This is a genomic window from Rhodococcus sp. AB351 (assembly GCF_049538275.1).
Lineage (GTDB): Bacteria > Actinomycetota > Actinomycetes > Mycobacteriales > Mycobacteriaceae > Rhodococcus.
This window is the reverse complement of sequence record NZ_JBMVFW010000003.1, coordinates 141,561-158,755: the sequence shown is the minus strand read 5'-3', so window position 1 is coordinate 158,755 and position 17,195 is coordinate 141,561. Positions and strand designations below refer to the sequence as shown.

The following is a 17,195-nucleotide window of genomic DNA, read 5'->3' as shown; positions in this document are numbered from 1 at the left end:
GACCAAGAGATCCGCACGTCCCGTGTGATAATCAAGTTCTGTTGCCTCTCGGAGAAACCTGTTCTATTTTGCGAAGAACGTAGGAGAAAGGAGCCCGAAGTGGGCACACCAGTCATCGTCGAGGCCGCACGGACCCCGATCGGCAAGCGGGGTGGATGGCTCGCGGGCCTGCACGCTGCCGAGATCCTGGGCGCCGTCCAGGCCGGACTCGTCGAACGCGCCGGCATCGACGCCGAGCTCGTCGAACAGGTCATCGGTGGCTGCGTCACCCAGGCGGGCGCCCAGTCCAACAACATCACCCGCACCGCGTGGCTCAACGCGGGCCTGCCCTGGCAGGTCGGTGCGACCACCATCGACGCCCAGTGCGGATCGGCGCAGCAGGCCAACCACCTCATCGCAGGCCTCATCGCCACCGGCGCCATCGACGTGGGCATCGCGTGCGGTATCGAGGCGATGACCCAGGTGCCCCTCGGCGCCAACGTCGGCGACCAGGCGGGCCCGCGCCGGCCGGAGTCCTGGAACATCGACATGCCCAATCAGTTCGAGGCCGCCGAACGCATCGCGCGGCGCCGCGGCATCACCCGCGAGGATGTCGACGCCCTCGGCGTGCGCTCGCAGCAGCTCGCGAAGCAGGCCTGGGACGAGGGCCGGTTCGACCGCGAGGTGCTGCCGGTCGTCGCACCCGTCGTCGACAAGGAGGGCAACCGCACCGGCGAGAAGGCGACCGTCACCCGCGACCAGGGTCTGCGCGAGACGTCGGCCGAGTCGCTGGCGAAGCTGAAGCCCGTGCTCGAGGGCGGCATCCACACCGCCGGCACCTCGTCGCAGATCTCCGACGGAGCCGCCGCCGTGCTGCTCATGGACTCCGACCGGGCGAAGGCACTCGGACTGAAGCCGCGGGCGCGGATCGTCGCGCAGGCACTCGTCGGCGCCGAACCCGAGTTCCACCTCGACGGCCCCGTCCAGGCCACCGCGAAGGTTCTCGAGAAGGCCGGCATGAGCATCGGCGATCTCGACCTGTTCGAGGTCAACGAGGCCTTTGCGTCGGTACTGCTGTCCTGGGCCCAGGTGCACGGACCGGACATGGACAAGGTCAACGTCAACGGCGGTGCCATCGCGCTCGGCCATCCCGTCGGTTCCACGGGCTCGCGCCTGATCACCACCGCGCTGCACGAACTCGAGCGCCGCGACGCGTCGACCGCGCTGATCTCGATGTGCGCGGGCGGAGCCTTGGCCACGGGCACGATCATCGAACGGATCTGAGTTGGGTACCGAGAACGCCCCGAAAGGACTCCGGTCCAACGCCACGACGTCGATCATCAAATGGGGGTCGCGCTTGAACGTCGCGGCTTACCGGGCCACGGGCGGGCGCATAGGGGGCAAGTGGCGAGTCGGAAGCGCGTTCCCGCGGGGAGTTCCCGTGTGTCTGGTGACCACGACCGGACGGAAGACCGGGCAGCCCCGGACGGCTCCCCTGCTGTTCCTCGAAGACGGCGACAAGGTGGTGCTGGTGGCGTCACAGGGGGGACTTCCCAAGCATCCCTTGTGGTTCCGGAACATCCAGGCGAACCCCGAGGTGACCGTCCAGATCAAGTCGCGGGTGCGGACGATGCACGCGCGGGTCGCGAACGAGGAGGAGCGGGCGCGGTATTGGCCGATGCTCACCGCGATGTACCCGGACTTCGACAAGTACCAGTCATGGACCGACCGTGTGATTCCCGTCGTCGTGTGCGAGTGAGCGTCCCGGCCGGCACGGTTCGCCGGGACGGTCCCGTGCGGGAATACTGAGTCTCGTACGTCCAGGTTCTCGACGAAGGGATGTCGCACGATGGCAACCACCAATCACGACAAAGTGCTCGACCGGCGGGAGATCGCGGCCGCGCTGCTCCGGGCGCTCGAACGACGCCACGAGGTGCTCGACGTGATCGTCGAGAGCAAGGACCGGGGCGACGCGGTCGCGAAACTCGCTTCGCTGCTCGACACCGACGAGTTCTGCGCGGAGGCCGTGCTGAATCTTCCGTTCCGCCGCCTCACCCAGGCGGAGCGCAAGAAGATCCGCGAGGAACTCGACGATCTCGATGCGGTGCTGCAGTGGACGACGGCGGCGCGTCCGTACGCGACCGGCGCGCATTTCCGGCTGCGTCCTATCTCCCACAGCGCGGCCGACACGGCGCTGTTCAAGGTCCGCTGCGCCGACCAGCTGGGCGCGGACAGCGACGAGCTGGTCGAGTCCGAGCGGCAGCGCGGCGCCGAGCTGATGGACGACGAGTCCGGGATGTGGCTTGTGGCCGAGGATCTTTCGGGCGACGAGCCGAAGGCAATCGGCTTCGCGTTCGGTGAGCTGACCGGCAACGAGGTCGACGTGCGGATCTGGGTGCATCCCGAGTTCCGCAAGCAGGGTTACGGCACCGCCACGCTCAAGCAGGCGCGCTCCGAACTCGCCGCCTACTTCCCCGGCTCCACCCTCATCATCCGCACGCCCGCCTAGATCGGCTGCCCGTGCGCGTTTCCGGTGGCGACCACCGGAAACGCGCACGAGGACATCACGCTCCGTAGACCGGCGTCGGCGGCTGCGACGCTGCGATCAGCTTCTCGACGACGGGACCGAGTTCCTTCGGATCCCAGCGGTCGCCCTTGTCGATCGCCTCACCGTGGCGCCATCCGTCGGCCAGCGACACCTTGCCACCTTCGGCCTCGAACACGCGCCCGGTCACGTCCTTCGCTTCGGCACTGCCGAGCCATACGACGAGCGGCGAGACGTTCTCCGGCGCCATGGCGTCGAAACCCTCTTCGGGCGCGGCCATCATCTCGGCCATCGCGCCACCGGCACCGACGGTCATGCGGGTGCGCGCCGAGGGCGCGATCGCGTTGACGGTCACCCCGTAGCGGCCGAATTCGGCTGCGGCCTGGATCGTGAGCGTCGCGATGCCGGCCTTGGCCGCGGCGTAGTTGCCCTGACCGATGCTACCCATCAGTCCGGCGCCCGAGCTGGTGTTGATGATGCGGGCGTCGACGGGATTGCCGGCCTTGGACTCGGCGCGCCAGTAGCTCATGGCGTGACGCATCGGCGCGAAGTGCCCCTTGAGGTGCACGCGGATGACAGCGTCCCACTCCTCCTCGCTCATGTTGGCGAGCATGCGGTCGCGCAGGAATCCGGCGTTGTTGACGAGCACGTCGAGTCGGCCGAAGTTGTCGAGGGCGGTCTTGACGAGGTTCTCGGCGCCGGCCCAGTCGGCGACGTCGTCGCCGTTGACGACGGCTTCTCCCCCGGCCGCGCGGATCTCCTCGACGACCAGCTCGCCGGGCGACTCACCCGTGGCCGAACCGTCGCTGCCGACACCGATGTCGTTGACGACGACCTTCGCACCCTCCGCGGCGAAGGCGAGGGCGTGGGCACGGCCCAGTCCTCGCCCGGCGCCGGTCACGATGACGACGCGCCCGTCCAGCAGTCCACTCACTTCGTCTCCTTCGTTTCGGCCGCTGCCATGTAGGCAGGGCGTTCACCGCCGCCATGGACGGTCAATGTCGATCCGCTGACGTAGGCCGACAGCGGAGAGGCCAGGAATGCGGCGCAGTGGCCGATGTCCTCGGGTTGGGCCAGCCGCCCCAGCGGAACGGTCTCGCCGACTGCGGCGACGCCTGCCTTGTCGCCGTAGAACAGATGCGACTGTTCGGTTTCGACGAGCCCGACCACCACCGAGTTCACCCGTACCTTCGGTGCCCACTCGACGGCGAGCGACTGTGCGAGACTGTCGACGCCCGCCTTGGCCGCACCGTAGGCCGCGGTTCCCGGCGAGGGGCGCGATCCGCTCACGCTCGAGATGTTGACGATCGAGCCGCCGGTGTCCTGCTTCTGCATCACCGCGTTGGCAGCCTGCGCGACCAGCAGCGGGGACAGCAGGTTCAGTTCCACGATCTTGGCGTGGAACTTCGGGCTGGCATCGGCCGCCAGTGCGTACGGCGACCCGCCGGCGTTGTTCACCACGGCGTCGAGCCGACCGTGACGCTCCACGATGGTCTCGATCAACGTGCCGACCTGATCGGCGTCGCGAACGTCGCACTTCAGGAACTCCGCGGTCCGCCCGTCCACTTCGACAGGCTGTTCGGGTTCGTTGCGTGCGCATGTCACGACGGTCGCTCCGGCGCGCAGGAACACCCTGGTGATGCCCGCACCGACTCCTCGTATTCCCCCGGTGACGAGCACGACCGCGCCGTCGAGTCCCAGATCCATTCGCTGCCTCCACGTCGTTCACCCCGCAGGATGCGCGGGTCTCGCGTTGACAACTTACCAAGCAATCGCTTGGTTTGGTACTGCTCCCCCTCGTCCTCCGCCGCTGCTCCTGCTCAGTGGGAATCACGGGAACTTGCTTGTCGGCCCCACTTAGCGTGACGACGAACGCGCGTGTCGAAGAGGAGTGACTGGGCCATGCAGACCGTCGAGCAGGACTACGAGAAATACGTCGGGCAGGTGGCCGAACCGCCCCGTGTGGCCCGATACGTCGTCAACGACGCCATGATCCGGAACTGGGTCGAGGCCCACGACGACTTCAATCCGATCTACGTCGACGCCGAGGCCGCTCGCGAGACCGGACGCGAGTCGATCGTCTGCCCGCCCGCGATGATCTCGACCTGGATCATGGCCGGCTACCGTCGCTGGCGCGAGGTCCAGCGCAAGCGCACCGAGGGCGTCGTGGAGGATTTCGCGTACTCCCGGATGCTCGCCGACCTGGACCGCGAGGGCTTCACCTCGGTCGTCGCGACGAACGTCGAGCAGGACTACCACCGCGAAATCGTCCCGGGCGACCACATCACCGCCCACTACACGATCGAATCCGTATCCGGAGTCAAGCGAACGGGTCTCGGCGACGGGCGATTCTTCACCCTGTACAAGCGCTACGAGGACCAGAACGGCGAACTCGTCGCCGAGGAACGATTCCGGATGCTCCGGTTCAACCCGAACACCGACAAGGAGACGCGATGACCGCCGTCCCCCGGCTCACCATCACCCAGGACAACCAGTTCTGGTTCGACGCCGTCCGTGAGGGCCGACTCGAGATCCAGCAGTGCAACGAGTGCGACACTCTGCGCCACCCGCCGGGCCCGGCCTGCCCCGCCTGCCGTTCGTTCGAATGGAAGACGGTCGAATCCTCGCGTCGCGGAACGCTCCACAGCTGGACCGTCATCCACCACCCCCAGGATCCGGCCTTCGAGTACCCGCTCGCCGTCGGACTGATCGACCTCGAGGAAGGCATCCGCATCGTCGCCGACATCGCGGGTGTCGACCACGACACGCTCGAGATCGGCATGGAACTCGAGGTGGGATTCTCCGAGCACGCGCACGGTGAGATCCTGCCCCAGCTGCGCAAGCCCGGAGGACAAGCATGAACCTCGCCGAATGCACTGTCGGACAGGAACTTCCCGAACTCGTCCTGCCGATCGATCGCACGACCATCGTGGCCACCGCGATCGCATCACAGGATTTCGAGGACGTGCACCACGATCCGGATGCCGCACTCGGACGCGGTACCCCGGACGTGTTCATGAGCATCAACGCCACCAACGGATTCGTCGACCGGTACGTCACCGACTGGACCGGACCGTCGGCGCGTGTACGCCGCGCGTCGCTGCGTCTGGGCGTGCCCTGTTTCCCCGGCGACCCCATGCACATGAACGGTGAGGTGACCGCCGTCGAGGGCGCGACCGTCACCCTGAAGGTGCAGGGCCGCAACAGCAGAGGCGTCCACGTCACCGCCGAGGTCGTGGTGGAGCCCTACGAGAGGAAGACACGATGACCGTCAAGGGCTTCTCCGGAGCCGCTGCTATCGCCGGCATCGGAGCCACGGAGTTCTCCAAGAATTCCGGCCGCAGCGAATGGCAGCTCGCGTGCGAGTCGGTCCTCGCCGCTCTCGAGGACGCGCAGATCGGTGTCGAAGAGGTCGACGGCTTCGCGCTGTTCACCATGGAGACCAACCCGGAGATCGCCGTCGCCCGCGCGCTCGGCATCCCCGAACTCAAGTTCTTCAGCCGCATCCCGCACGGCGGTGGCGGCGCCTGCGCACCCGTGCAGCAGGCTGCACTCGCCGTTTCCAGTGGTGTGGCCGATGTCGTGGTCGTCTATCGCGCGTTCAACGAGCGCTCGGGCCACCGTTTCGGTGCCGGTCCGCCGCCGTTCGCGTACAACTCGAACACCGACCAGGAATACCGGAACTGGATCAACCCCTACGGTCTGCTCACTCCCGCTCAGCAGGAAGCCTTCCTGGCACGCACCTACATGCACAAGTACGGGGCGACCAGTGCGGACTTCGGGCAGATCTCGGTGCTCTCGCGCAAGCACGCGGCGAACAACCCCAAGGCCTGGTTCTACGAGCGGCCCATCACCATCGACGACCACCAGAACTCCCGGATGCTCGCCGACCCGCTGCGCCTGCTGGACTGCTGCCAGGAGAGCGACGGCGGCCAGGCACTGGTCATCGTGAGCGCCGAACGCGCCCGAGATCTTCCGCATCCTCCGGCGATCATCACCGCCGCGGCGCAGGGCGTCGGTCCTCAGCAGATCTCGATGAGCAGCTACTACCGCGACGACATCGACGCGATGCCCGAGGTCGAACTCGTCGCCCGGCAGATGTGGGCACAGGCCGGCTTCGGTCCCGAAGGTATAGACGCCGCGATCCTGTACGACGCCTTCACCCCGATGGTGCTGCTCCAACTCGAGGAGTACGGCTTCTGCGGCCGCGGCGAGGCCAAGGACTTCATCGCCGAAGGCAACCTCGAGGTCGACGGCCGCCTGCCGATCAACACCCATGGCGGGCAGCTCGGCGAAGGCTACATCCACGGCGTGAACGGCATCGCCGAGGGTGTCCGGCTCATCCGCGGCACCTCCGTGAACCAGCCCACCAAGACTCTCGACAACGTGCTGGTCACGGGCGGATCACCGGTGCCGCACAGCGCGCTCGTCCTCTCGGCCGACCGTTAAGCCCGTAACCCCGGGCCCCGAACACTTCTCAGGAGACCATATGCATCCCGAGCTGTCCGACAAGTCACGGCGGCTGCGCACCGAACTGCGAGAGTACTTCGCCCGCATCATCAACGATGAGGATCGGCGTGCCCTGGTCGACCAGACCGAGGGTGGGCCGGTCTTCGACAAGATCTACCGGCAGATGGGCGCCGACGGCTGGCTCGGCCTGGGATGGCCGGAAGAGTACGGCGGACGCGGCGAGGACCCCGAAGCGCTCTACGTCTTCTACGACGAGACGATCCGCGCCGGCGCACCGGTATCGCTGGTGACGCTCAACACCGTCGCCCCCGCGCTGATGAAGTACGGCACCCAGGAACAGAAGGATTTCTTCCTCCCCAAGATCCTGACCGGTGAACTGAAGTTCGCGATCGGCTACACCGAGCCCGGCGCCGGCACCGACCTCGCCGCACTCCAGACACGGGCGCGCGTCGAGGGCGACGAACTCGTCATCGACGGCAACAAGCTGTACACGAGTTCCGCGATCTTCGCCGACTGGGTCTGGCTGGCCGTGCGTACCGATCCGGACGCTCCCCGCCACAAGGGCATTTCGGTCGTGCTCGTGCCGACCTCCTCGCCGGGCTTCTCGGCCACCGAGATCCAGACCGTCGGTGGTATCAGCACGGCGGTGACCTACTACGAGAACATCCGCGTCCCGCTGAGCAATGTGGTCGGTGAGCTGAATCAGGGCTGGACCCTGATCACCAGTCAGCTCAACCACGAGCGTGTGGCACTCGCAGCCCGCGGCGGCATCGCCAACGAGATGTACGACGAGGTCCTCGCGTGGGCCAAGCAGGAACCTTTCGGTCCCGGTGTGCTGTTCGACGTGCCGTGGGTCCGCTCGACCCTCGCCGAGGTCTACGCACTGCTGTCGGCGACCGATCTCGTCAACCTGCGCCTGGTGTCCGACATCGCCGCCAACACCCTCAGCGGCGGTGATTCCGCTGCCGCGAAGGTCTTCGGCACCGAAGGTGTCGTCGCGGCCTACGGCATGTTGCAGGAAGTGCTCGGAGCCCGCGGACTGCTGCGCCCCGGCAGCCCCGGTGCGGTGATCGAGGGCCGGGTCGAAGCTCTGGGCCGACGCGCCCAGAACAACACCTTCGGCGGCGGCAGCAACGAGGTGATGCGCGAGATCGTGGCCGCGAAGAACCTCGGAATGACCCTGGGCGCCCGCAGGCGTCCCGATGCAGCGGCCACCCGCACGCAATCCGACAGGACGGCCCAGGCGGACGTGAAGACGCCGGCCGAGACGAGGAGCTGACATGGAATTCGAGCTCGATGACGACCTGATCGCGGTCGAGGACCTGGCATCGCAGGTCTTCGGTTCCCTGGCCAAGGTCGAGCGTGTGGTCGAGGTGGAGCGCAAGGAGGGCGGCTTCGACGCTCCCCTGTGGCAGGCACTCGCCGACTCCGGGCTTCTGGGACTGGCTCTTCCCGAATCCTCGGGTGGCGCCGGCATGGGCATGCTCGGACTGACGACGATCCTGCAGCAGCAGGGCCGGCGCGTCGCCCCCGTCCCCGTGTGGTCCACCGTGGCGGGCGCGGCTCTTCCGCTCGCGCAGTTCGGCACGGAAACGCAGGTGGGGCGTTACCTTCCGGGACTCGTCGACGGTTCCGTCGTACTGACCGGCGCCTTCGACGACACTCCCGGGGCGAGCCCCACCGTGACCGCAATCCGCAAGGGTGACGACCTCGTCATCAGCGGGCAGATCCCGTCGGTTCCGTGGGCACCCATCATCGCCGGTGTCGTCGTACCCGTTCGGTGCGACGACGATTCGGTCGCCGTGGTGATCGCACCGGTGGATGCGCCCGGCGTCGAGGCCGTCCCGGCGGCCGTGACCGGCCGCGGCGCCGAGGCAGCCGTGCAGTTCACGGACGTACACATCGGAGCCGAGGATGTCCTGCCCGGCGACGGTGCGGAGATCGCGGCCTGGACGCGGCGCCGCATCCGCATCGCTCTGGCTGCCGTTCAGCTCGGGGTATGCGAGGAAACGCTTCGGGCCACGGCGGTGTACACCTCGGAGCGCGTGCAGTTCGGCCGGCCGTTGTCGACGAATCAGGCCGTTGCGTTGCGCGCGGCCGATGCCTACCTCGACACCGAAGCGATCCGGCTCACGATGCGCCGGGCCGCATGGCTGCTCGACGTCGGGCGCGAGGACGAAGCCGAGTCCGCGGCGCTCGTCGCCAAGTGGTGGGCATCGCGCGGTGGTGTGCGAGTCGGCCTGACCGGCCAGCACCTGCACGGCGGTATCGGCGCCGACATCGACTACCCCATCCACCGCTACTTCCTGTGGGGACGGCAGTTGGCGTTCACCTTCGGCGGAGCGGAAGCTACCGCAGCGGCCCTCGGGGACGCCCTCGACACCGCGCCCCCGATCGGGGCGGCCGGGTAACCGGCCGGTCGTGATCACACGAGTCCCGTTCCCCGCACGACGGTGGAACGGGACTCGTGTCGTTTCCGGAGCCCTTCCCTAATCCCCGAGATGGGCGAGCAGCAGCTCGCAACTGCTCCGCACATCCGCCTCGGTCTCCGCGAGAGTCGCTCCGCCGTTGAGATATGTCACCAGCAGCCCGGACCACAACATCGACAACAGTCGCAGCGTGTTGCGATCCTCGTCGGTGGGGTCGTCGAGTCCTGCCTTGTCGAACAGGATCCGGAGGAACGTTCGCCGCACTTCCACGGAGTCGGGCACCACGTTCGCCGGCGCGGTGCTGTTGGACAACAGCATCGCGGACGCCAGGCGAGGCCGGTCGACGAACCGCCGGGTCATCTCGATCAGCACCTCGGTGATCGCATCCCGGGCGTTCATCCCCGGTTTCCGCGCGGGAAGCCGATCCGCGCCGAGTTCGAGGCGATCGAGGAGCAACGCCACGAACAGATGCGTCTTCGACGGGAAATACCTGTACAGCGTGCCGATCGCCACCCCGGCGTTCCGTGCGATCTCCGTCATCTGGACGCGAGCGAGTTCGTGCTCGGAGCCCAGCCGTGCCGCGGCCTCCAGGATCCGCACCTGCCGTCGCCGCTGCTCGGCGGAGGTCGGCTCCGCCCCGTCGCGCGCCTTGCCGATTCTGGGCACCGGTTCCCCTCTCCACGATCACGGCCCGTCGTTTCCGCACCGCATCACCGGCCAGATTGTCGCATTGCGGATCTTTCGCGGTCCCGAACGGTGGGATGGAAGGGCCCACACGTCCCGTGCACACGGCACGGCGACCGGATGTCCACTCAGCGAGAAGCCGTTCCGGGGTGGCGCGCGTCACCCATACGCTCGATTCGTAGGACGTCGCCGGAGGCCGCGACCAGAGCGAATCGGAGTGAGGCACATGCAGACCGGAATTCAGACCCAGGACGCGACGTTCGAACTCGGCGTTCCCGGCCCGGACGAGATGCGACGTGCCATGGGACGTTTCGCCAGCGGAGTCACCGTCGTGACCGGTCTCGACGAGGACGGCCCCACCGGTTTCGCGTGCCAGTCGTTCGCGTCGGTCTCGCTCGAGCCGCCCCTCGTGCTGTTCTGCGCCGACCACCGTGGGCGTGCATGGCCGCGGTTGCGCCGTACCGGCTGGTTCACCGTCAACGTCCTCGGCGAGAACCAGACCGATCTGTGCGCTCGCTTCGGGTCCGGCCGCGGCCTCAAGTTCGACGGTCTCGACTGGGATCTGTCCCGCTGGGGCACTCCGTCGCTACCCGGCGTTCTCATGCGGGTGCACGCCTCGGTCGAGGATGTGCACGTGGCAGGTGACCACGATGTCGTCATCGGACGTGTCGCCGAACTGGAGTGCGTCGGCGACCAGAGTCCGATGGTGTTCTACCGCGGGGCGTTCGGGCTCGACGCGCGGTAACTCCGCCGATACTTCCTCCGCCCGCCGCTACCGGCGGGCGGAGGAAGTCGTCGTCACACCCTCACGGAGGACGTCGCATCGGCGTCGACCTTCGCGAGACGGGCCCGGCGCGACTGCGGAACGGCGGCGGTGAGGACGGCCGCGAGAAGCGCGACGCCTGCGCCCGTCAGCAGGACGACCCGGAAGCCGGACTCCGTGGGAATGGTATGACCGGCGAACGGCGCACTCATCTGCGCGAGGACGACACCGATGACGGCGGAAGCGGAGGACGTGCCGACCGACCGCATGAGACTGTTCACGCTGTTGGCGGATGCCGTATCCGTGGCAGGGACCTCCCCCATGATCAGGGCGGGCATCGCACCGTATGCGAACCCGACTCCCGTGCTGCAGATCGCGGCGACGACCGCCAGGCCCAGGACCGATCCCATCAACAGCAGCCCCACCGTGTACCCCAGAGCGATGATCAGGCAGCCCACCAGCAGCGTGGTCTTCGGACCGCGGTGAGCCGAGAGCTTTCCTCCGATGGGAGAGACCGCCATCATCATCAGACCACCCGGTGCCATGCACAGACCCATCATGATCATGGACTGGCCCAGTCCGTGACCGGTCTCTTCCGGCAGCTGCAGGATCTGCGGGAGAATCAGCGACTGGGCGTACATCGCGAAACCCACCACGATCGAAGCACTGTTGGTGAGCAGCACGGGCCGGCGGGCGGTGACGCGCAGATCCACCAACGGATCGCGGACCCGCAGCTCCCACCATCCCCACACTACGAGCAGCAGGACGGCAGCGGCGAGGAAACCGATCGTGAGGGTGCTCGACCAGCCCCAGTCGGCGCCCTTGGAGATCGCCAGCAACAGACAGACGAGGGCCGCACTCAGACCGACCGCTCCCACCGCGTCGAAGCGTCCGCCGGACTGCAGGACGGGAACATCGCGGAGAACCCACCACAACGCACCCAGCGCCACCGCACCGAGCACCGCCACGCCCCAGAACAGGAACCGCCAATGCACGTACTGTGCAACGGCGGCAGATGCAGGCAGTCCGAGAGCGCCGCCGACGCCCATGGACGCACTCATCAGTGCCACGGCCGAATGCAGACGGTCGTACGGCAGTACGTCCCGAAGGAGGCTGATTCCCAACGGGATCAGACCTACGCCGATTCCCTGCAGACCGCGACCGATCACCATCGGCACGAGTGTGGACGAGAGCGCACACACGATCGAACCGGCGATCACCGGCACGAGGCAGACGAGCATCATGCGGCGTTTGCCGTACATGTCGCCCAGTCGTCCGGTGACCGGAGTCGCCACGGCACCGGCGAGCAAGGTCACGGTGATCACCCATGACGCGTTCGCGGCAGAGGTGTTCACCATGGTCGGCAGGTCCACGATCAAGGGCACGACCAGGGTCTGCATGAGCGCCGCGATGATGCCGGTGAAGGCGAGGACACCGACGAGAGCCCCGGAACGGACCGGGGTATTTTCGGATATGTCTGTCATAGAACTCCTGAAAGAAAAGAAATATGCATGATGCATATTCGACGCATCATGCATTCGATGTGTACAGTACATACTGATGACGCCGCAACGTGGCGACCTACTCGGGTGACGTTCTTCACGAAAGACTTTCGATGACCAAGCCGACCCACTTGATCGAGTTCGAAGCGATGCTGCTCGGCCGGCACCTGGCGAACATCAACAGCCGCAAACGCGGCAGGCATTCGCTCGACCGCAGCGCCTATACGGTTCTCAGCCGCATCAGCATGCAGGGCCCGATGTCGATCGGCCAACTCAGCGACGCACTCGATCTGGACAGTTCGACACTCAACCGGCAGACCTCGGCGATGACCGCCGCCGGGCTGGTCGAACGTATCCCCGACCCGGACGGCGGGATGGCCCGCAAATTCCGGATCACCTCCTCGGGCGAGGAGAAGCTCGCCGCCGAGCGCGCCCACGGAGTCGCCGCGCTCGAGCGCGTGCTGACCGATTGGTCCGAGGACGAGGTCGCCACCTTCGCAGGGTGGCTCGAACGCTTCAACAACGACATCGAACGCTTGACGGGGCATCCGTGGCCGCGGCCCACCGGGTCCGCAGTGCATCTTCCCGACGGGTCCGTCGGGGGGATGTGAGCCGGGGGTACCGCGCGAGCACGGTTCGGTGACCGGCCGAGACCACCGGCAGACCGGAACACCTGCGGTACGAGTGATGCCACCGCCGTCGAGACGGCGGTGGCATCACTTCCGGTCACACGTCAACCACGATGCTTTCCGTGGGCAATACCTCCGGCGGGCGTCGTCGACGGCACCAAGGACGGAAGTTCCTCGGTCCTGAGCCGGCGGGGACGTTCCGTCATCACGGTGGGCTGGACCGTGTGCACCTCGCTGAGGAGGGCGGCCGGGAAGTAGACCGACGCCGTGACACCGGCGTTCGTCTCGGTGTCGAAGGTCGGCCTCAGACGCACGCTCATGCCGTTGCGGGCCGCCAGACGCCCGATCACGAACAATCCCAGTTGCCGCGGGGCGTCGACATCGGCATTCTCACCCGCCGCGAGACGGATATTGATCTCCTCCATGGCATCTCGGGGAATACCGATTCCGCGATCGGCGATATCGAGAAGCAGGCCACCCTCCACGGCGGAGGAGAACTCGAACCTGACGGGAGTGCTGGGCGGGGAAGCCCGCAGCGCGTTGTCGACGAGTTCGGCCACCAGATGCACCACGTCGTTCACCGCCTTACCGACGAGATATCCGTGCGGGGTGTTCCCGATCTGCACCCGCTGGTAGTTCTCCACCTGGGACACCGCACCGCGGAGCACGTCGCCGAGCGGTGCGGGCCCGCTGCGAGTACGCGGGCGCGTGCCCGCGAGAACCAACAGGGATTCGCCGGTACGCCGCATGCGCGTCGCCAGATGATCGAGAGCGAACATGCTCTGCAACCGCGCGGGATCCTTCTCCTCGTATTCGAGAGATTCGATCAGCGAGAGCTGCTGTTCGACGAGGGTCTTGTTGCGACGTGCCAGCGTCTCGAGCATCACGTTCACCTGTTTCCTCAGGTGGGCCTGCTCGCCGGCGAGACGCAGCGCCTGCGTGTTCATCGAATCCACCGCTCGGGAGAGTTCGCCGATCTCCTCGTCCGTATCGGTGCCGACGGGAGCGAGACGGACGGAGTCGATGTCGGCCCCGTCCTTGACCGCCGCGATGGCGGCGGGAAGCTCGGTGTTCGCCGCTGCGAGAGTGTTGTCCCGTAGACGCCCCAGGGGCACCGACAGGGAACGGATGACTGCTATCGCGAGGAGCAGGGCGAGTACGAGTGCTGCCGTGACGAGGAGCGCGTCGCGGGTGGCCGCGGTACGTGTCTCGTCCGCCAGTTCTTCGAGCGTCCCGATGATGTGCGCGCTGGCGCTGTCGATCCCCTCCGCATAAGGCTGGGACGCCGAAATCATGGCGTTGCGGAGGTCTTCCCCGAATTGCCTGCTCGGCGTGAAGTTCTCGATCAGTCTACGGCGCGATTCGATATCGCCGAGCATCCCGTCGATCTGCCCGGTATCGAGCCCCGATCCTCGAAGGAGTCGCAGCGTCGACTCTTCGGTGTTCATGGCGTTGGTCGCCAGGAGCCGGGCGGCCTCGGGGTTGGTGGACAGCAGCCGGAAGGACTCCATCTGGTCGAGGAGGTTGAGCTGCGCGTCCCACATCACGAGCAGGTTCGTGGCGTCGACGAGAGCGTCGTGGTTCTCGAACAGGTCGAACAGGTCCCGGAAGAGATTCTTGCACCGCACCAGGAAGTCGGTGGTCCGGCGACCGAGCTCGTCGACGCCGAGGGAGGAGTTCATGACCGCGGCGTAGAGCTGGTCGCCGTCGGCGAGCAGCGCATCGAGTTCTACGGCGACATCGGAGTTGAGATCGGCTCCTGCGGCGAGTTCCCTGAGCGTGGCCATGGACTGCGTCACATCGTCCGAAGTTGCGTTCTTGGGGGTGAATCCGAGGCTCGTGGCGGTAGCGACGCTGATCAGAGCGGTGGAGAAGTCGAGCAGTGCCGGGGCGACAACGGTCTGTTCGGACAATGCGGCCGACCGCTGCGCTTCGTCGAGCTGAGTCGTGACGCGTACGGCACCGAGAGCGACAGCGACGACGAGGGGAATCGACAGCACGGCCGCGAGTCTGTATTTGAGACGCCAGCGGCCGATCTGCAGGGCACGTATTCGGCTCGGATCCACTTCTCGGATCTCCCTTTCACGATGAAGAGAACGTGCTTTTCGAACATAAGTTACATCTTTCCGAAATGTTCTACACCAGATCCTCGTTCGGGTACATATTTCGTCCCGGGCACGGAGACGAATTCCGTGCCGGTCGGCCTCGCCCGAGGACCGGCCCCCTACGAACCGGTCGGCCGAACCGTCGATCGCCGAAGGACGAGCACCGTCGTCGAGGGCCGGACCGGACACGTCCGCACCGGAGACGATGAGGAATCCCGGCGGCAGCCCGCCCCCGCCGGCCCCCGGCAACCGTGCCCAGCCCTGTGTTCGTTCATCGATACCCCCCTGTTCGCGGCGTCGAACATACACAATGCGTGCGGAGGGCAGTGAGGAGGTCCGCCCTTTCCGTGTACGGCGACAACGCTCCTCGCGTGTTCGACTACCCGATCAGGCCGCCCACCCGGCACCGAGGTCCGGTCGCCGGCCTCCGGCGCGAATTGCAGAGCCGGCGCACGGCTGGGGTCGCCGAACCCGGCATTCCCCCGCAGCAGGCTCGCACGACACGAGATGCGGAGCCCTCCCGGACTCGGATCCGGAATGCCCCGCTCATCGCATCCGAGGGGACATTCCGGTGCCACTCACTTCGCCGCCGCACGCATTCCGGCGCGCCGGCCGAAGAAGCTACCGTCACCGAGGGAGATGCCACTGCAGTAGCCCCACGCCGAGAGACCGGACGTACAACGGCCCGCCGCATACAGACCGGGAATCGGATCTCCGTCCACATGAAGAACTTCCGAGTCCACCGAGGTCTGCAGTCCCCCCAGGGTGAAACCTCCGGTCATGCCGCGCAGATCGATCGCGGCGATCGGCGATCGGAGGGGCCGCACCCACTCCGCCTTCTTTCCGAGGACCGGATCCGTCCCCGATTCGGCGTGCCGATTGTAGAGCTCCACCGTCGAGACGAGAGTTTCTGCGGGAAGACCCATTTCGGACTCGAGTTCCGACACCGTCTCACACACCCAGGTCGGCCGGTGACGGAGTTGCGGACTCGAGGTCGGTGTGGCCATTCCTTCCTCGTAGGCCTGTTCGTCGATGACCAGGAACGCCTGATTGTCGTTCTGGTACATGGTGAGCTGGCCGATCCGCCCGGGATAGGTGTCCTCGGTGACGTAACGCTGCCCCCGGCCGTTGACCAGGATGCCTCGCGCGATCAGTTGCGGGTCGCAGAAGAACGCGACCTCACAGGCGTCCATATGCGCCAGTCGCGCTCCGAGTGCCTGAGCCATCGCGATTCCACGACCGTCGTGCTCCTCCACGGTCGCGGCAGGCCGCTTGTACAGCCGTGGGGCGTGCGCCTGCATCATCTCGTCGTTGTAGGCGAACGACCCGGTGGCGAGTACGACACCGCCGCGCGCACGTACCGTGAGCGGAGCACCGAACCTCGTGGCGACGATCCCTACGACGCGTCCGGTCTCGTCGACGACGAGACACTGGACCCGGACATCGGATTCGACACGCACGCCGAGATCGGCGGCCTTCGCGATCAGGGTGGTCATGAGCACGTGACCGGCAGCCTGATCACCGTTGCGCGGCATCGGCACCTGCGCGAGATGCCCACGGGGAGCGGGGTCGACGAGTGTGGCGAACGGCGCGGCGTTCTCACCACCGCTGTACATGAGCGAGTCGTCCACGGGGCACTCCCACCCGGGCTGGGACCAGAAGCTTTCCTTGTAGGGCACGCCGCATGCTTCGAGCCACTCGAAGTGGTCGACGCTGCCCTCGCAGTAGACGTCGAGTTTGTCCTCGTCCACACCCGGACCGAGGGCCGCGGCGAGAAAGGTCTTCATCTGCTCGGGGGTGTCGTCGAATCCGCACGCCTTCTGCAGTCGTGTGCCACCGCCGAGGTAGACGATGCCGCCCGACAGCGCCGCCGCTCCCCCACCGCCACCGGTTCGTTCGAGCACCAGTACGTCGGCGCCACTCTCGGCCGCACCGATCGCTGCGGAGACACCGGCGATACCGAAACCGGCGACCACGACGTCGGCTTCGAGATCCCAGCGTTCGATCTCGCCGGCGGGGACAGGGCGAACCGGAGAAGTGCTCATGGAAGGTCCTTCCGAAAACGGAGAGCGGCACACGATCCCGCAGA

Annotated in this window: 17 protein-coding genes; 11 read left to right on the top strand and 6 right to left on the bottom strand. The window is 66.9% G+C overall.

The genetic code is table 11. The features are described from left to right. Positions 1 to 99 precede the first annotated feature (99 nt). The 3 genes from ACPCXD_RS09345 to ACPCXD_RS09335 all read left to right on the top strand — a co-directional run bounded on the left by ACPCXD_RS09345 (position 100) and on the right by ACPCXD_RS09335 (position 2,488). Positions 100 to 1,263 (top strand): steroid 3-ketoacyl-CoA thiolase, encoded by a 1,164-nt coding sequence (locus ACPCXD_RS09345; protein WP_006551920.1) that lies wholly within the window; start codon positions 100 to 102, stop codon positions 1,261 to 1,263. 1 nt (position 1,264) lies between these two features. Next, positions 1,265 to 1,738 carry a nitroreductase family deazaflavin-dependent oxidoreductase gene (locus ACPCXD_RS09340; protein WP_106200670.1) on the top strand — a complete coding sequence of 158 codons (474 nt, stop codon included), beginning with the start codon at positions 1,265 to 1,267 and terminating at the stop codon, positions 1,736 to 1,738. A 90-nt stretch (positions 1,739 to 1,828) separates the two neighbouring features. Beyond that, complete coding sequence (locus tag ACPCXD_RS09335) at positions 1,829 to 2,488, top strand: GNAT family N-acetyltransferase (RefSeq protein WP_106200671.1); 660 nt, start codon at positions 1,829 to 1,831, stop codon at positions 2,486 to 2,488. 55 nt (positions 2,489 to 2,543) lie between these two features. Here the strand turns inward: ACPCXD_RS09335 and ACPCXD_RS09330 are convergent, their stop codons facing one another. Beyond that, the gene (locus tag ACPCXD_RS09330) at positions 2,544 to 3,458 is read right to left on the bottom strand and encodes an SDR family oxidoreductase (protein WP_106200672.1); all 915 of its coding nucleotides are present in this window, start codon (positions 3,456 to 3,458) and stop codon (positions 2,544 to 2,546) included. Next, entirely contained in the window at positions 3,455 to 4,231 is a 777-nt protein-coding gene (locus ACPCXD_RS09325) for an SDR family oxidoreductase (RefSeq protein ID WP_088897560.1), read from the bottom strand. Before ACPCXD_RS09325 ends, ACPCXD_RS09330 begins: the two co-directional genes overlap by 4 nt. Before the next feature lie 195 nt (positions 4,232 to 4,426). On the opposite strand from ACPCXD_RS09325, the gene ACPCXD_RS09320 reads away from it, so the two are divergent. Genes ACPCXD_RS09320 through ACPCXD_RS09295 form a run of 6 tightly spaced genes read left to right on the top strand, consistent with a single transcriptional unit; the run spans position 4,427 to position 9,405 of the window. Beyond that, a complete protein-coding gene (locus tag ACPCXD_RS09320; protein WP_060653721.1) occupies positions 4,427 to 4,981 on the top strand; it encodes an FAS1-like dehydratase domain-containing protein in 555 nt (184 codons plus the stop codon). Then, complete coding sequence (locus ACPCXD_RS09315) at positions 4,978 to 5,385, top strand: Zn-ribbon domain-containing OB-fold protein (RefSeq protein WP_016931875.1); 408 nt, start codon at positions 4,978 to 4,980, stop codon at positions 5,383 to 5,385. Before ACPCXD_RS09320 ends, ACPCXD_RS09315 begins: the two co-directional genes overlap by 4 nt. Next, entirely contained in the window at positions 5,382 to 5,792 is a 411-nt protein-coding gene (locus tag ACPCXD_RS09310) for a hotdog family protein (protein WP_064063463.1), read from the top strand. The genes ACPCXD_RS09315 and ACPCXD_RS09310 overlap by 4 nt, the downstream gene beginning before the upstream one ends. After that, positions 5,789 to 6,973 (top strand): lipid-transfer protein, encoded by a 1,185-nt coding sequence (locus tag ACPCXD_RS09305; RefSeq protein WP_160873685.1) that lies wholly within the window; start codon positions 5,789 to 5,791, stop codon positions 6,971 to 6,973. The genes ACPCXD_RS09310 and ACPCXD_RS09305 overlap by 4 nt, the downstream gene beginning before the upstream one ends. Positions 6,974 to 7,013: 40 nt before the next feature. Continuing rightward, entirely contained in the window at positions 7,014 to 8,273 is a 1,260-nt protein-coding gene (locus ACPCXD_RS09300) for an acyl-CoA dehydrogenase family protein (protein WP_106200675.1), read from the top strand. 1 nt (position 8,274) lies between these two features. Next, positions 8,275 to 9,405 (top strand): acyl-CoA dehydrogenase family protein, encoded by a 1,131-nt coding sequence (locus ACPCXD_RS09295; protein ID WP_016931871.1) that lies wholly within the window; start codon positions 8,275 to 8,277, stop codon positions 9,403 to 9,405. A gap of 78 nt (positions 9,406 to 9,483) precedes the next feature. Here the strand turns inward: ACPCXD_RS09295 and ACPCXD_RS09290 are convergent, their stop codons facing one another. Next, positions 9,484 to 10,089: a TetR/AcrR family transcriptional regulator gene (locus ACPCXD_RS09290; RefSeq protein WP_226950059.1), complete on the bottom strand. Its 606-nt coding sequence runs from the start codon at positions 10,087 to 10,089 to the stop codon at positions 9,484 to 9,486. 244 nt (positions 10,090 to 10,333) lie between these two features. On the opposite strand from ACPCXD_RS09290, the gene ACPCXD_RS09285 reads away from it, so the two are divergent. Continuing rightward, a complete protein-coding gene (locus tag ACPCXD_RS09285) occupies positions 10,334 to 10,852 on the top strand; it encodes a flavin reductase family protein (protein ID WP_016931869.1) in 519 nt (172 codons plus the stop codon). A gap of 53 nt (positions 10,853 to 10,905) precedes the next feature. On the opposite strand, the gene ACPCXD_RS09280 is transcribed toward ACPCXD_RS09285, so the two are convergent. Then, positions 10,906 to 12,354 carry an MFS transporter gene (locus ACPCXD_RS09280; RefSeq protein WP_423659311.1) on the bottom strand — a complete coding sequence of 483 codons (1,449 nt, stop codon included), beginning with the start codon at positions 12,352 to 12,354 and terminating at the stop codon, positions 10,906 to 10,908. A 131-nt stretch (positions 12,355 to 12,485) separates the two neighbouring features. On the opposite strand from ACPCXD_RS09280, the gene ACPCXD_RS09275 reads away from it, so the two are divergent. Continuing rightward, entirely contained in the window at positions 12,486 to 12,983 is a 498-nt protein-coding gene (locus ACPCXD_RS09275) for a MarR family winged helix-turn-helix transcriptional regulator (protein WP_160873683.1), read from the top strand. Positions 12,984 to 13,105: 122 nt separating this feature from the next. Here the strand turns inward: ACPCXD_RS09275 and ACPCXD_RS09270 are convergent, their stop codons facing one another. Together ACPCXD_RS09270 and ACPCXD_RS09265 are read right to left on the bottom strand one after the other, a co-directional pair. Beyond that, the gene (locus tag ACPCXD_RS09270; RefSeq protein ID WP_423659309.1) at positions 13,106 to 15,001 is read right to left on the bottom strand and encodes a sensor histidine kinase; all 1,896 of its coding nucleotides are present in this window, start codon (positions 14,999 to 15,001) and stop codon (positions 13,106 to 13,108) included. A gap of 683 nt (positions 15,002 to 15,684) precedes the next feature. After that, positions 15,685 to 17,151, bottom strand: coding sequence for an FAD-dependent oxidoreductase (locus tag ACPCXD_RS09265; RefSeq protein WP_229566963.1), 1,467 nt, complete (start codon positions 17,149 to 17,151; stop codon positions 15,685 to 15,687). Positions 17,152 to 17,195 lie beyond the last annotated feature (44 nt).

Bases quoted from the DNA above. Each gene is read 5' to 3' on its own strand.
- ACPCXD_RS09335 (WP_106200671.1), top strand. From the start codon at position 1,829: ATGGCAACCACCAATCACGACAAAGTGCTCGACCGGCGGGAGATCGCG.
- ACPCXD_RS09325 (WP_088897560.1), bottom strand. From the start codon at position 4,231: ATGGATCTGGGACTCGACGGCGCGGTCGTGCTCGTCACCGGGGGAATA.
- ACPCXD_RS09320 (WP_060653721.1), top strand. From the start codon at position 4,427: ATGCAGACCGTCGAGCAGGACTACGAGAAATACGTCGGGCAGGTGGCC.
- ACPCXD_RS09315 (WP_016931875.1), top strand. From the start codon at position 4,978: ATGACCGCCGTCCCCCGGCTCACCATCACCCAGGACAACCAGTTCTGG.
- ACPCXD_RS09310 (WP_064063463.1), top strand. From the start codon at position 5,382: ATGAACCTCGCCGAATGCACTGTCGGACAGGAACTTCCCGAACTCGTC.
- ACPCXD_RS09305 (WP_160873685.1), top strand. From the start codon at position 5,789: ATGACCGTCAAGGGCTTCTCCGGAGCCGCTGCTATCGCCGGCATCGGA.
- ACPCXD_RS09300 (WP_106200675.1), top strand. From the start codon at position 7,014: ATGCATCCCGAGCTGTCCGACAAGTCACGGCGGCTGCGCACCGAACTG.
- ACPCXD_RS09295 (WP_016931871.1), top strand. From the start codon at position 8,275: ATGGAATTCGAGCTCGATGACGACCTGATCGCGGTCGAGGACCTGGCA.
- ACPCXD_RS09285 (WP_016931869.1), top strand. From the start codon at position 10,334: ATGCAGACCGGAATTCAGACCCAGGACGCGACGTTCGAACTCGGCGTT.
- ACPCXD_RS09280 (WP_423659311.1), bottom strand. From the start codon at position 12,354: ATGACAGACATATCCGAAAATACCCCGGTCCGTTCCGGGGCTCTCGTC.
- ACPCXD_RS09275 (WP_160873683.1), top strand. From the start codon at position 12,486: ATGACCAAGCCGACCCACTTGATCGAGTTCGAAGCGATGCTGCTCGGC.
- ACPCXD_RS09265 (WP_229566963.1), bottom strand. From the start codon at position 17,151: ATGAGCACTTCTCCGGTTCGCCCTGTCCCCGCCGGCGAGATCGAACGC.